The 13,885-nt window shown below is 70.9% G+C and carries 13 protein-coding genes; 6 read left to right on the forward strand and 7 right to left on the reverse strand.

Annotated features, from left to right (window positions below):
• Positions 1–58 precede the first annotated feature (58 nt).
• A complete protein-coding gene (locus B9S57_RS11795; protein ID WP_103515503.1) occupies positions 59–994 on the reverse strand; it encodes a LysR family transcriptional regulator in 936 nt (311 codons plus the stop codon).
• Positions 995–1,065: 71 nt separating this feature from the next.
• On the opposite strand from B9S57_RS11795, the gene B9S57_RS11800 reads away from it, so the two are divergent.
• Positions 1,066–2,220 carry a TDT family transporter gene (locus tag B9S57_RS11800; protein ID WP_103515504.1) on the forward strand — a complete coding sequence of 385 codons (1,155 nt, stop codon included), beginning with the start codon at positions 1,066–1,068 and terminating at the stop codon, positions 2,218–2,220.
• Here B9S57_RS11800 and B9S57_RS11805 read toward each other — a convergent pair.
• From B9S57_RS11805 to B9S57_RS11820, 4 genes are all read right to left on the reverse strand, one after another.
• Positions 2,159–2,863, reverse strand: coding sequence for a helical backbone metal receptor (locus tag B9S57_RS11805; protein ID WP_103515505.1), 705 nt, complete (start codon positions 2,861–2,863; stop codon positions 2,159–2,161). The two genes, B9S57_RS11800 and B9S57_RS11805, sit on opposite strands and share 62 nt — an antisense overlap.
• 10 nt (positions 2,864–2,873) lie before the next feature.
• Positions 2,874–3,419, reverse strand: a complete 546-nt coding sequence (locus B9S57_RS11810) for a helix-turn-helix domain-containing protein (RefSeq protein ID WP_103515506.1) — start codon at positions 3,417–3,419, stop codon at positions 2,874–2,876.
• 189 nt (positions 3,420–3,608) lie between these two features.
• Positions 3,609–6,242 carry an ABC transporter permease/substrate binding protein gene (locus B9S57_RS11815; protein WP_103515507.1) on the reverse strand — a complete coding sequence of 878 codons (2,634 nt, stop codon included), beginning with the start codon at positions 6,240–6,242 and terminating at the stop codon, positions 3,609–3,611.
• Positions 6,235–7,326: a glycine betaine/L-proline ABC transporter ATP-binding protein gene (locus tag B9S57_RS11820; protein WP_103515508.1), complete on the reverse strand. Its 1,092-nt coding sequence runs from the start codon at positions 7,324–7,326 to the stop codon at positions 6,235–6,237. Before B9S57_RS11820 ends, B9S57_RS11815 begins: the two co-directional genes overlap by 8 nt.
• A gap of 261 nt (positions 7,327–7,587) precedes the next feature.
• Between B9S57_RS11820 and B9S57_RS11825 the strand changes: the two genes are divergently transcribed.
• Both B9S57_RS11825 and B9S57_RS11830 read left to right on the forward strand, forming a co-directional pair.
• Positions 7,588–8,496, forward strand: coding sequence for a 5'-3' exonuclease (locus tag B9S57_RS11825; protein ID WP_103515509.1), 909 nt, complete (start codon positions 7,588–7,590; stop codon positions 8,494–8,496).
• 65 nt (positions 8,497–8,561) lie between these two features.
• Positions 8,562–9,404 carry a siderophore-interacting protein gene (locus B9S57_RS11830; protein WP_103515510.1) on the forward strand — a complete coding sequence of 281 codons (843 nt, stop codon included), beginning with the start codon at positions 8,562–8,564 and terminating at the stop codon, positions 9,402–9,404.
• 76 nt (positions 9,405–9,480) lie between these two features.
• On the opposite strand, the gene B9S57_RS11835 is transcribed toward B9S57_RS11830, so the two are convergent.
• Positions 9,481–10,149, reverse strand: coding sequence for a MerR family transcriptional regulator (locus B9S57_RS11835; protein WP_103515511.1), 669 nt, complete (start codon positions 10,147–10,149; stop codon positions 9,481–9,483).
• 105 nt (positions 10,150–10,254) lie between these two features.
• Between B9S57_RS11835 and B9S57_RS11840 the strand changes: the two genes are divergently transcribed.
• The 3 genes from B9S57_RS11840 to B9S57_RS11850 all read left to right on the forward strand — a co-directional run bounded on the left by B9S57_RS11840 (position 10,255) and on the right by B9S57_RS11850 (position 12,397).
• Positions 10,255–11,217, forward strand: coding sequence for a hypothetical protein (locus B9S57_RS11840; RefSeq protein ID WP_103515512.1), 963 nt, complete (start codon positions 10,255–10,257; stop codon positions 11,215–11,217).
• Positions 11,214–11,684, forward strand: a complete 471-nt coding sequence (locus B9S57_RS11845) for an ABA4-like family protein (protein ID WP_103515513.1) — start codon at positions 11,214–11,216, stop codon at positions 11,682–11,684. The genes B9S57_RS11840 and B9S57_RS11845 overlap by 4 nt, the downstream gene beginning before the upstream one ends.
• A gap of 128 nt (positions 11,685–11,812) precedes the next feature.
• Positions 11,813–12,397 (forward strand): sigma-70 family RNA polymerase sigma factor, encoded by a 585-nt coding sequence (locus tag B9S57_RS11850; protein ID WP_103515514.1) that lies wholly within the window; start codon positions 11,813–11,815, stop codon positions 12,395–12,397.
• A 17-nt stretch (positions 12,398–12,414) separates the two neighbouring features.
• Here the strand turns inward: B9S57_RS11850 and B9S57_RS11855 are convergent, their stop codons facing one another.
• A complete protein-coding gene (locus B9S57_RS11855) occupies positions 12,415–13,635 on the reverse strand; it encodes an IS110 family transposase (protein ID WP_103515515.1) in 1,221 nt (406 codons plus the stop codon).
• Positions 13,636–13,885 lie beyond the last annotated feature (250 nt).

Here is a 13,885-nt window from a genome sequence, read left to right on the forward strand (position 1 = left end):
GCGCGCGCGGCCTTCCCCGGGGTCTTGGGCTCCCACGTCCGGGCGGTCTGCCGCACGCTCAGGTTCCGGCGGTCTCACGCGCGGTCAGGGTGAGCAGGTCGCGGGCGGGCCCGGTGGGCCGGTGCCCGGCGGGCCAGACCGCGCGCAGCTGACGTCGCAGCCGTACGCCCTCGACCGGGACCTTGACGAGGCGCCGTGCGGAGAGCTCCTCCCCCAGCGCGAGCTCGCTCAGCACGCAGGGGCCCGCGCCGCTCTCCGCCGCCCCCTTCACCGCCGTGGTCGAGGAGAGTTCGAGCAGGGGGCGCGCCAGTCCGCCGTGGACGGCGAGCGCGGCGTCCAGGACCTGCCGGGTGCCCGAACCGTGTTCCCGCAGGATCAGAGGTGTCGCGGCGAGCTCCGAGGGGGTCAGCCGGCCACGGCGCGCCCACGGGTGGGATGGGGCGACCACGACGACGAGCCGGTCGTGCGCGATGACGGTGCCGTCGAGTCCCTCCGGTATCGAGAGGCCCTCGACGAATCCCAGATCCGACTCGCCGGCCAGCAGCCGCAGGGCGACCGCCGCCGAGTTGCCCGCCACCAGGGACACGGCGGTCCCCGGACGGTCGGCGCGCAGGGCGATCAGCCAGCCCGGCAGCAGGTACTCCGCGATGGTCATGCTCGCGGCCACCCGCAGCCGGGAGTCACGCCGGTCCCGCAGGGCCTGGGCCCCCGCGTCGAACGCCTCGGCCGCCTCGACGACCCGGCGCGCCCAGTCGGTGACGAGGGCCCCCGCGTCGGTCAGCCGGGAGCCGCGCGGCGATCGGTCCAGGAGCGCGACGCCGAGCAGGCGTTCCATCGACCGGATGCGGCCGGACGCCGCGGGCTGGCTGATGCCGACGTCCCGTGCCGCCCTGCCCAGGCTCCCGTGCCGTGCGACGGCGAGCAGGAGAACCATGGCCCCCAGGTCGGGAACACGGTGGGAGAGCGAGGGGGGCGGGGGCACGGGACTGGACATAACCCCAGCCTATGGCCTCATAGCCCGGTGCCTCCTGGTGGGTGACGGCCCGCCCCCCGGAGAATCGTGGCATGGCCATCTTTCCGCAGACCAAGACCGGGAGCCCCGTCTCCTCCCCCCTCGCCCTCCGGCTCCCGTCCCTGCGGCACCTCGGCCCCAACTGGTACGCGACGGTCATGGGGACCGCCATCGTCGGCACCGCGGGCGCCTCGCTGCCCGTGGACGTACCGGGTCTGCGGTCCGCGTGCGTCGTGGTGTGGGCCCTGTCGGCCGTGGCACTCGCCGTCGTGCTGAGTGCCCGCGCCGGGCACTGGATCCTGCACCGCGACCAGGCCCGCGCCCACCTCATGGACCCTGCCGTCGCCCCCTTCCACGGCTGCATGGCCATGGCACTGCTCGCGGTCGGCGCGGGCACCCTGGTGGTCGGCCGGGACGTCCTCGGGCATCAGGCGGCCGTCGCGGTGGACGCGGTGCTGTTCACCGCCGGCACCGTCGCCGCCCTGGCCGTCTCGGTGGCGATCCCGTATCTGATGGTCGTCCGCCACCGGCCCGCCCCGGGCACCGCGTCGCCGGTCTGGCTGCTGCCGCTGGTGTCCCCGATGGTCTCGGCGGCGGTCGGTCCGCTGCTGGTGCCGGAGCTGGCGCCCGGCCAGGGGCGGACGGCACTCCTGCTGGCCTGTTACGCGATGTTCGGGCTGTCCCTGCTGGCGACCCTGGTCGTCGTCCCGCTGGTCTTCGCACGGCTGGTGCACGAGGGCCCGCTGCCCCTCGCGCTGACCCCGACGCTCTTCCTCGTGCTCGGTCCGCTCGGCCAGTCCACGACCGCGGTCAACCAGCTGGCCGACGTGGCGCCGGGCGCGATCGCGGCGCCCTACGCGCCGGCCTTCGGCGCGTTCGCCGTCCTGTACGGGGTGCCGGTGATGGGGTTCGCCCTGCTCTGGCTGGCCCTCTCCGCCGCGATGGTCGTGCGCGCGATGCGGCGCGGCATGGGGTTCACGATGACGTGGTGGGGCTTTACCTTCCCGGTCGGCACGTGTGTCACCGGCGCGGCAGGCCTCGCCCGGCACACCGGTCTGGACGCCTTCACCTGGCTGGCCGTCGCGCTCTACGCGCTGCTGGTGACCGCCTGGGCGGTGTCGGCCGTACGCACACTGGGCGGGCTGTTCACCGGAGCGCTGCTCGCAGGGCCCCGGCCGCTTCGGCCAGGGACGGTCCGTACCACGTGAGGTGACGCCCGTCGACGAGCGCGGCGGACATCCCGGGGAAGGCCTCGGGGCCGTCGGCGGCCGTGAAGCGGTAGGGCTCGTCGGGCAGCACGACCAGCTCGGCACCGGAGGCGTTCAGCTCGTCCAGAGGCACGCGGGGGTAGCGGTCGGCGTGGCCGGCGTAGACGTTCCGTACGCCGAGGCGGGCCAGCAGGTCTCCGGCGAAGGTGTCGCGGCCCAGCACCATCCAGGGTCTGCGCCAGACGGGCACGATCGCGGGGCGGGAGGCGGGTGCGGGAGGCAGCGCCGCCCAGGCCGCCTCGGACTCGTCAAGCCAGCGCGGCCGGGCCAGGCCGCAGGCGGTGAGGGCCCGCTCCAGCTCCGCGAAGGCCTGGTCGAGGGTACGGACCTCGGTGACCAGGACGTCGAGCCCCGCGTCCCGCAGCGCGGCGAGGTCCGGTTCCCGGTTCTCCTCCTCGTTGGCGAGCACGAGGTCGGGGCGCAGGGCCGCCACGGCGGCGGTGTCGGGGTTCTTGGTGCCGCCGATCCTGGCGGCGTCCAGCCCGGCCGGGTGGGTGCACCAGTCGGTGGCCCCCACGAGCAGTCCGGGGCCGGTGACGGCCACGGCCTCGGTCAGCGAGGGGACGAGGGAGACGACACGCACCGGGGCCCCGTCAGCGACGCGAGTCGTACGTCGCGTCGATGTGTTCGGCCACCGAGACGACCAGCAGCCGGGTGCCGGGGACGGTCGCCCGCCACCGGTGCCGGACCCCTCCGGAGAGGAAGAGCGTGTCGCTCCTGCCCAGCCGGTGGGCCTGTCCCTCGGCCTCCACCTCGACGGCACCGTCCACGACGTACATCACCTCGTCGTTGCGGTGCTGGAACTCGCGCCCGAGATCCTGCTCGCCGATGAACTCCAGCGCGCTGAGCTGGTGCCGTCCGCGCACCAGCCGGTGCACGCCGTCCTCGTCGTCCGCGCGTACGAGGTCCACGGCGCGTGCCGAGTCCGCAGCGGCCCGCAGCCGCTCGGTCGTGGTCTCCAGTGCCTGCGCCACCAGGTCCAGGGACCTGGGGCTGGGTCTGGCCCGTTCGTTCTCGATCTGGCTGAGGAACGGTACGGACAGCCCGCTGCGCCCTGCCACCGCGGCCAGCGTGAGTCCGAGTGTCCTGCGGCGTCGACGGACCGCGGCACCCACTCGAAGGGCTTCCTTGTCGTCCATGTCCGGCTCCCTCCCCGGATCGCCATCCTCCCGGTTGCCAGCACCCTACGCATGTCGTTCGCGAGACGGAGGGGAAGTTTACGGACGGGGGCGGACGGAGGACCTTCGGGGACTCCTTGGAACAAGCCTGAAGGGGACGGCTCCGGTTCGCTACCGGGGCCGTCCCCTTCGTCGTGGCGGGGGCGTGGATCAGCTGCCGACGGGCGCCAGCTTGTCGACCACGTCCGGGTTGGCGTCCATCCAGCGGCGCGCGGACTCCTTCTCCTTGCCCGCACCGCCCTTCTGCATCTCCACCTCGAGCGAGGCCAGCTGCGCCTCGCTGAGCTTGAAGTCCTTCAGCCACCCGGTCAGCTCCGGGAAGTCCTTGGCGAAGTCCTTCTTGGCGACGGTGTGGATCTCGTCGCCCTTGCCCCAGGCACCCTTCGGGTCCTCGAGCTTCTTCAGGTCGTACTTGCCGTAGGCCCAGTGCGGCGACCACAGGGTCACCACGACCGGCTCCTTCTTCTTGATGGACCGGTTGAGCTCGGCCAGCATCGACGAGGTGCTGGAGGAGACGACCTTGTACTCGCCCTCCAGGCCGTACTCCTTGAGCACCTTCTTGTTGAGGGTGCCCATCATCCCGGCGCTCGACTCGATGCCGATGATCTTGCCGTCGAACTTCTTGCCCTGGCCCTTGAGGTCCTCGAGCGAGTCGATGCCCTTGACGTACGACGGAACCGTCAGCTCCAGCGAGGTCGGCCCGTACCAGGAACCGAGATCGGAGAGATTGTCCTTGTACCGGTTCCAGTAGTCCTTGTGCGTCGTGGGCAGCCACGAGTCGAACTGGACATCGAGCTGTCCCTGGGCGAGTCCGGTGTAGAGCGGGCCCGGGTCGAGCTGCTTGACCGTCGTCTTGTAACCCCGGTCCTCCAGCATGTTCTGCCAGAGGTAGGTGCTGGCGATGGCCTCGTCCCAGGGGAAGTACCCGAGCTTGACGGTCTTGCCCGCGTCCTTGCCCTGCTTCGAGCCGCCCGCGCCGCCCGGCACCGGGGCCAGCTTGTCGACGAGGCCGGGGTTCTTCTTCAGCCAGGTGCGGACGCCGTCCTGCTCCTTGCCCTCACCGGCTCCCTGGATCTCGTTCTCCAGGCTGGTGAGCTGCTTCTCGGTGAGCTTGAAGTCCTTCAGCCACTTGGCGACGGCCGGCGACTTCTTCGCGAAGCCCTTGTGCGCGACGGTGTGGACCTCTTCGCCCTTGCCCCAGGCACCCTTCGGGTCCTCGAGCTTCTTCAGGTCGTACTTGCCGTAGGCCCAGTGCGGCGACCACAGGGTCACCACGACCGGCTCCTTCTTCTTGATGGACCGGTTGAGCTCGGCCAGCATCGACGAGGTGCTGGAGGAGACGACCTTGTACTCGCCCTCCAGGCCGTACTCCTTGAGCACCTTCTTGTTGAGGGTGCCCATCATCCCGGCGCTCGACTCGATGCCGATGATCTTGCCGTCGAACTTCTTGCCCTGGCCCTTGAGGTCCTCGAGCGAGTCGATGCCCTTGACGTACGACGGAACCGTCAGCTCCAGCGAGGTCGGCCCGTACCAGGAACCGAGATCGTCCAGCTGGTCGCTGTACTTGTCCCAGTAGTCCTTGTGCGTCGTCGGCAGCCAGGAGTCGGTCTGGAAGTCGATGTCACCGCGGGCGACACCGGAGTACAGCGGGCCCGCGTCGAGCTGGGTCATCCCCGTCTCGAAACCGCGCTGTTCCAGGATCTCCTTCCACAGGTAGGTGGAGGCGATGCCTTCGTCCCAGGGGATGTACCCCATGTTGATCTTCTGGCCCTTGCCGACGTTCGCGCTGCCGTCGGCCTGCGAGGCCTCGGAGTCCGAGGAACCCGCGATGTTCAGGCCGCCCGCGACGAGCGCGAGGACGACGACACCGGTCATCGCGACGGCGGTTCCGGGCTTGTAGTGCGCGAACTTCAGCTTCCGCGCACCGGCGGCCACCTTGGCGGCCGCACGGCGGCCGAGCGGGGAGACCCGCTCGTTGAGCGCGCCGGTCATCCGGTCCAGGTACATGGCGAGGATGACGACGGCGATCCCGCTCTCGGCGGCGAGGCCGACCTGGAGCTGGGTGATCGCGGCGTAGACCTTCTCGCCGAGACCGCCGGCGCCGGCCATGCCGCCGATGACGACCATGGAGAGGGCCAGCATGATGACCTGGTTGATCCCGGCCATGATCGTGGGCAGGGCGAGGGGCAGCTGCACCCGGGTGAGGGTGTGCTTGGGCGAGGTCCCGAAGGCCTCGGCCGCCTCGACCAGCTCGCTGTCGACCTGGCGGATGCCGAGCTCGGTCATGCGGACGCCGGGCGGCATCGCGAAGACGATCGTGGCGATCACGCCGGGGGTGACACCGACGCCGAAGAACATGACGCCGGGGATCAGGTAGACGAAGGCCGGCATCGTCTGCATGACGTCGAGCACCGGCCGCAGCGCGGAGCTGACCCTCTTGTTGCGGGCCGCCCAGATGCCCATGGGCACCGCGATCACGATGGTGATGACCGCTGCCACGACGACCAGCGAGAGCGTGGCCATCGCCTCGTCCCAGAGGGCGAGTGAGTCGATGAGCGCGAAGCCCGCGAAGGTGAGCGCGGCGGGTATCACGCCGCGCAGCCAGAAGGCGAGGACGGCGAGGATGCCGGCCATCAGCAGCGGCTCACCGCCGCTCAGGACGGCGTTCACGCCGTCGTACATGCCACCGAGAACGGTCTTGATGGCGTCGAAGATCCAGGTGAGGTTCGACTGCAGCCAGTCGACCGCGTTCTCGACCCATGAACCGAAGGAGATCCTAGGCACCGGCAATCACCTTCTTGACCTCACGCTGTACCGGCACCTGCTGGTGCACCTGCGGTTCCTCACCGAGGGCGGCCAGGAGTGTCTCCCGGGGCACGACACCGATGACACCGCCGTCCTCGCCGGTGACGGCGACGTCCGCGCCGCTGGTGGAGCACGGGGTGAAGAGCTCGGCGATGGGGGTCTCCGAGGTCACCGTCGCGGGGGCCTCGGCCAGCAGCTCCTCGTGGGAGCGGCCCGCTTCGGGCGCCTCCATGATCGAGCCGGCCGTGAGCACCCTGGAGCGGTCGACGTCCTGGATGAAGGAGGCGACGTAGTCGTTGGAGGGCCGGACGAGGATGTCCTCGGCGGTGCCCTGCTGCACGATCTCGCCGTCCCGCATCACCGCGATCCGGTCGCCGAGGCGCATGGCCTCGTTGAGGTCGTGGGTGATGAAGACGATCGTCTTCTTCAGACGCTTCTGCAGTTCGAGGAGCTGGTCCTGCATGTCGCGGCGGATCAGCGGGTCGAGCGCGCTGAAGGACTCGTCCATCAGCAGCAGGTCGGCGTCGGTGGCGAGCGCGCGGGCCAGGCCCACGCGCTGCTGCATGCCGCCGGACAGCTCGTCGGGCCAGGACTTCTCCCAGCCGGCGAGGCCCGTCATCTCCAGCGCCTCCGCGGCGCGCGCCTCACGCGCGGCGCGCGGGACGCCCTGGACCTCCAAGCCGTACGCGGCGTTCTCGAGCACGCTCCGGTGGGGGAAGAGCGCGAAGTGCTGGAAGACCATGCTGATCTTGGTGGAGCGGACACTGCGCAGCTCGCGGGGGCTGAGCGCGGTCAGGTCCTGACCGTCGAACAGCACCCGGCCGGCGGTCGGCTCCAGCAGGCCATTGAGCATCCGCAGCAGTGTGGACTTGCCAGATCCGGAGAGCCCCATGACGACGAATATCTGGCCGGGCTCCACGGTGAACGAGGCATCGATCACCGCTGCGGTCGTTCCGTCGGCGCGCAACTCGTCGCGGTGGGTGCCGCCCTCGAGCTTCCGCACGGCTTGATCGGGTCGTCTGCCGAACACCTTGTACAGGTGCTCCGCTTGCAGCCTTGACACATACACCTCACGCGTTGAACCGAAACGGTCTGCCACCCCCGCCGGCAGACTGTGGAGCGGCACGGATTCGGCCCGCAGAGCACGCGCATCGTTGAAAAATGGACGTGATCGCTCCAGTGCCGCGCCTGCCCGCACTTACGCGACCCAAACACGCGTGTGACCCAGTTCACTCACATGAATCAGCCGCACCGGGAACCAGGCACTCCACCCGGCCCGGGTGTCGGTGGGGTGCGGCATCATCGGGGTGTGACGCGACGCCTGATGCTCCTCGACACCGCCTCCCTCTACTTCCGCGCCTATTTCGGCGTCCCGGACTCCGTCCGCGCACCGGACGGCACCCCGGTCAACGCCGTGCGCGGGCTGCTGGACTTCATCGCCCGGCTCGTGCAGGACCACCGGCCGGACGACCTGGTGGCCTGCATGGACGCCGACTGGCGGCCGCAGTGGCGGGTCGACCTGATCCCGACCTACAAGGCGCACCGGGTGGCCGTCGAGACCACCGCGGGGGTCCCCGACGAGGAGGAGATCCCCGACACACTCTCCCCGCAGGTCCCGGTGATCGAGGCGGTGCTGGACGCCCTCGGCATCGCCCGGGTGGGCGTCGCGCCGTACGAGGCGGACGACGTGATCGGCACCCTGACCGGGCGCGCCACCGGCCCCGTGGACATCGTGACGGGGGACCGCGACCTCTACCAGCTGGTCGACGACTCCCGCGGGGTGCGCGTGCTCTACCCGCTGAAGGGAGTGGGGACGCTCCAGGTGACCGACGAGGCCTGGCTCCGCGGGAAGTACGGCGTGGACGGCAGCGGCTACGTCGATCTGGCCCTGCTGCGCGGCGACCCGAGCGACGGGCTGCCGGGGGTGCCGGGCATCGGCGAGAAGACGGCCGCCAAGCTGCTGGACGCCTTCGGTGACCTGGCCGGGATCATGGCCGCGGTGGACGATCCCGCGTCGCGGCTGACCCCGTCCCAGCGCAAGCGCCTGGACGAGGCCCGGGCGTACGTCGCGGTCGCCCCGAAGGTCGTCCGCGTGGCCGGCGACGTACCCCTGCCCGAGTTCACCCCCGCACTCCCCCGTGAACCCCGCGACCCCGCGGCCCTGGAGGAACTCGCCGCGCGGTGGGGCCTGGGGAACGCGCTGCAGCGCCTGCTCCTCACGCTCCAGGCGTGAAGGTGCTAACTTAGGTAATCCTAACTTCGCAGTGCCTCATATACGTCCAGAGCAGGGAGAACCTCGTGGCAGAGCGGCCGCAACGCCGGGCACCGCAGGCGCAGGGAGCGCAGGTTCTGCGCACCGAGCAGATCACCCCGCACATGGTGCGCGTGGTCCTCGGCGGCGAAGGCCTGGCCGGCTTCACCCTCGCGGGGTACACCGACCACTACATCAAGCTGTGCTTCGCCCCGGAGGGCGCGGAGTACACCCACCCCTTCGACATGGCGGCGATCCGCGAGGAGTACCCGCGCGAGCTGTGGCCCACCACCCGCACGTACACGGTCCGCTCCTGGGACCCGGAGACCGGTGAGCTCGTGGTCGATTTCGTGGTGCACGGCGACGAGGGCCTGGCGGGCCCCTGGGCGGCCCGGGCACAGCGGGGCGACCAGGTGACCTTCCTGGGTCCGGGCGGCGGATACGCCCCGGAGGCCTCGGCCGACTGGCATCTCCTGGTGGGCGACGAGAGCGCCCTGCCCGCGATCGCCGCCGCGCTGGAGCGGATGCCCGAAGGTGCGCCGGTTCACGCCTTCGTGGAGGTTCCGGACCCTTCGGAGGAGCAGAAGCTCGTGGCCCCGGAGGGCGTATCGGTGACCTGGCTGCACCGCGGCGACCGGCCGGTCGGCGAGGCTCTCGTCGCGGCGGTGTGCGGGCTCGAGTTCCCCGGGGGCGAGGTGCAGGCCTTCGTCCACGGCGAGGCGGGCTTCGTGAAGGAGATCCGGCGCCACCTCCGCCTGGAGCGCGGCATCCCGCTGCGGCAGCTGTCGATCTCGGGTTACTGGCGCCTCGGCCAGAACGACGACGCGTGGCGCGCGGTCAAGCGCGAGTGGAACGAGCAGGTGGAGCGCGAGCAGGAGAGCGCCGCCTGACCCTCCCGGCACCCCACGGAACCCGGTCACCGCCCTGGACGGCGGCCGGGTTCCGCCGTGTCTCACCCCGGGCGGTTCACCGCTCGCCGTCGCCCTGCGCGCCGCCCCCGTAGGCACGGTCGGAGGCGTCCACGTGGGCGATCCTCCGCAGCGCGCCGAACATCGCCTCCCCGAGCACCGTGCCGACGACGACACCTTCCACCAGGTCCTCGCGCACCACACGCCGCCGCACGTAGTCGAGGTCGGCGCGGGCGATGGACTCCGCCGCGTCCGCGTAGACGTCGAGGAGCTCGACGAACCTGCCGTGCCCCGCCCTGTCCAGAGCTGCCAGCACCCCCGTGAGCGACCGCACCGCGGGGTTCTCGGCGTGCACCCGCCAGCCACGCCGCTCCAGCAGGGCGGCGACCTCCTCGCGCGCCCCGGCCTCCTCGGGGTCCGCCTCCCCGGACGCCCCGGACGCTCCGGACCCCTCGGCCGTGAGGCGCGAGGTCGCCGCCCCCAGCACCTTGAGCACCGGCTGCTCGGGGTCGTCGACCGCCTCCAGCACCTCCGCGATGGCGGCCAGTGACAGCCCGCCGACGTCCAGGAGGGCCCGGATCAGCCGCAGTCTGCGCTCGTGCCCGTCCCCGTAGCGCGCCTGGTTCGGGCTGGTCAGTTCGCCCGCGGGCAGCAGCCCCTCCCGTACGTAGTACTTGATCGTGGGTACCGGAACGCCGGACCGCCGACTCAGTTCACCGATGCGCACTGCGTGTTCACCCTCCAGGAGCTTGCCAAGCCGACCCCCATCATAGATAGTTCCCCTATCGGATAGCGGACAGTACCACTATCCATATCTTTCCTGGGGGGATCCATGCAGTCCTGGCGTACCTGGCACCGGCCGTTAGTCCTGTTCACCGCGTCGATGGCCGTGATGTCCGTCGTCGCGGCGGCGGGCATCCTGGTGGACGACCGGATGCTGGTGGGAGCGCCCATCTGGGCCAAGCCGTTCAAGTTCGCCGTCTCGCTGGCGGTCTACGCGGGGGCCCTCGCGTGGATGCTGACACTCCTGACCCGCGGCCGCCGGGCGGGCTGGTGGGCCGGGACCGTCGTCGCCCTCGCATCCACCGGGGAGATGGTGGTCATCACCGCTCAGGTGATCAGGGGGAGGCGGAGCCACTTCAACCACGCGACCCCGCTCGACTCCGCGCTCTACGAGGCGATGGCCGTCACCGTCGTGATCCTCTGGGCGGGCACCCTCGTCATCGCTCTGCTGCTGCTCCGTGCGCGGATCGACGACCGCGCCTCGGCCTGGGCCGTGCGGTCCGGGGTGCTGATCGCCCTGGTGGGCGCCGGGCTCGGCTTCCTCATGGCGCGGCCCTCCGCCGGGCAGAGGGCGGCAGGAGATCTCGACACCGCCGACGTGGTCGGCGCCCATGCGGTCGGCGTACCGGACGGCGGGCCCTCGATGCCGCTCACCGGCTGGTCGACGACAGGCGGCGACCTGCGCGTCCCGCACTTCATCGGCATGCACGCGCTGCAGGCGCTCCCGCTGTTCCTTCTCGCCCTGGTCCTCCTGGCGCCGCGGGTGGCCCGGCTGCGCGAGGAGCGTGTGCGCCTGCGGCTGGTGCTCGTCGCCTCCGGCGCCTACTTCGCGGTCGTCGCCCTGACGGCCTGGCAGGCGCTTCGCGGGCAGGATCTGGTCCATCCGGACGGCGCGACCCTCACGGTCGCGGGGCTGATCGCCGCCGCTGCGGCTGCCGGAGCCCTCGCGGCACTGCGGCCGGGCGCCTCCGCCGCCTCGACCGGTGCGCCGGGCAAGGCGCTCGTGTCATGACCGGTGCGCTCTTCGAGATCACCTTCCTGGTTGCCGCACCGTTCTGGCTGCTCATGATCTTCGCGCCGGGCCTGCGCGTCACCGCGCGGGTGGCCGCCTCACCCCTGACCGTCCTTCCGCTGCTCCTCCTCTGGGCCGTGATGGCCGCCCCCGTGTTCCCTGAGCTGTGGGCCGTGGTGAGCAGTCCCGACCTCGACGGGTTCCGCGACCTGACGTCACTGGCGAACGGTGCCGGAGCGGTCTGGGCTCAGGTCATCGCATGGGATCTGCTGCTGGGGCAGTGGATGTTCCTGGAGTCCCGCAGGCTCGGCCTGTCCCCGCTCGTGACGGGCCCCCTGCTGGTGCTGACGATCCTGCTCTCGCCGCTTGGCCTGGTGGTCCTGCTGGTCCTGCGCGCGGCCGTAGGATCCAGGTCCCGAACGGTTGAGCCCACGCACGCGGTCTCCGGCCGGCCGGAGAACCGGTAGCCACCGCTGCCGTGGAGCCGCCGGCTCGACGATCTGCTCGACGATCCGCAGGACCTTCGACCAATCCACCTGGGCGCCGGCTCCGAATCACAGAGGAAACCGATGCGTGCTCCGGGAGGACCGTCCGCGTGAGAGAAGCCGTACACATCAGTGGGGTCCCTTCGCCGGGACCCGGCCTGGAGGATCTGCTCGTCCAGGTCGCCCGTGGTGACCAGGACGCCTTTACCCGGGTGTACGACCATGTCAGCGGGCCGGTCCTGGGCCTGGTACGGAGCGTGCTCCGCGACCCGGCCCAGTCCGAGGAAGTCGCCCAGGAGGTGCTCGTCGAGGTGTGGCGCACCGCTCCCCGCTACCAGCCGTCCCGCGGCAGCGCCATGAACTGGGTGCTGACGCTCGCCCACCACCGTGCGGTGGACCGGGTCCGTTCGGCCGAGGCGACCGCGGCGCGGGAGCACAAGGCAGCGCTGCTCGACCGCACCCCCGACTTCGACGAGGTGTCCGAGCAGGTCGAGAGCCGGCTGGAGAGGGAACAGGTCCGTCGCTGTCTGCGGACGCTCTCCGAACTCCAGCGGGAATCGGTGACGCTGGCGTACTACCGCGGGCTGACCTACCGGGAGGTCGGCGAGCTGCTGTCCGTACCACTGGGAACCATCAAGACACGGCTGCGCGACGGACTCATCCGGCTGCGCGACTGCCTGGGGGTGAGCGCATGAGTTTCCTGAGTCAACCTCTATGCCGCCAAGGCAGTGTCGGTGGTCGTGTTGATCTTGCCGTTGGCCTGGTGGATGGCGGGGTCGTAGCAGGTGCCGTCGCGCCAGCAGGCCCACATCACGCGAAGCCAGGCGCGGGCCAGGATGCGGATGGCGTGGGGGTGTCGTTTCTGGCGGGCTCGGGCGTCGTTGTAGATTTTCGCGGCCCAGTCGCTGCCGTGCCGGCTGTTGTCGGCGAAGGCGGTCAGGGCGACGCGGGCTCTGCGGTTGGTCGCGAAGCGGAAGGCGACGGTGCGGGACTTGCCCGACGCTCGGGTCACGGGGACGACCCCGGCCTCGGCGATGAGCTGCTCGCTGGTGCGGGCGCGTTCCAGGAGCGGGCCGATCTCACCGATGATCTGGCCGAGGCTGACCCTGCCGATGCGCGGCATCGTCGCGAACAGCGGCGCGTAGGTGTGGGTTTCGACCGCCTCGGCGATGGTCTTGTCCAGCGTGCGGATGGTCGTGCGGATGCCCTTCACCAGCTGGACCTGGACCTGGACCAGCTGCTCGACGACTGCCTCGCTGAGGCGGGAGGCCGCCTTCGGGGCCGTCCGCAGGCGTTCGATCAGGACACCTCCGGGCTTCCTGCCGGAGTAGCCGTGGCGCTTGCACCAGGCTTCGAGGCGTCCGGCGGTAAGCCTCGCGGCGGAGGCCGGGGTGGGGTAGCGCTCCAGGAAGGCCATGGCGATGTCGCTGTCGAGGTTGGCGAACACGGCCTTGCCTCCGGGCCAGTGCATGTCCAGCAGCGCGGCAAGCTGGTTGACCGCCGCGATGCGGGCCTCGACGTGGTCGGCGCGGGTCCGGGTGAGGGCCTGCAGATCGAGGGTGGCCTGCTCGGTGGGCTCCAGCCGGGGCAGCAAGTGGCCGTCGGTGCGCAGGTAGTCGGCGAGTTTCATGCTGTCGCCCGCGTCGGTCTTGGCCTTGCTGGCGCCCCAGCGCGGGCGCATGGCGTGGAAGGCGTTGGGATGCACGGGCACCACCGGGTGGCCGGCAACCAGCAGCCGGTCCACGGCCAGGCCGCGGCTGGTCTCGATCATCACGGGCAGATCCGCCGGGGCTCCGTGCTTCCCCAGCCGGGCCAGGGTCCTGGCGAATCCCTCTTCGGTGTGGGCGAACTCCCACCGGTCCACGCGTTTTCCGGCGTCGTCCATGACGGTGACGTCATGGGTCTCGGTCGCCCAGTCCCATCCGATGAACACGAAAGAAGTACTCCTGTGACGTCGACGGAGCACCTGCCCGGTGGTGGTGAGGTCGTCTGCCGGGAGCTCATTAATCGGCCCTCTGCGGGGCGTGTCCCTGAAGCCGATCAGACGGCCTCGGCCCGGCGGGGCTGGCGGAACTCATGCTGGCCGTCGAACGGCTCGCACTACTGGCCATGCACCCACCGGGACCGAGAGGTCACAACCCTACCGAAGAGGGCTGCAGAAGGGATGGTCCTCTAATGAGCAC

Origin of the sequence: Streptomyces sp. SM10 (assembly GCF_002910915.1) — a bacterium.
Classification (GTDB): Bacteria; Actinomycetota; Actinomycetes; order Streptomycetales; family Streptomycetaceae; genus Streptomyces.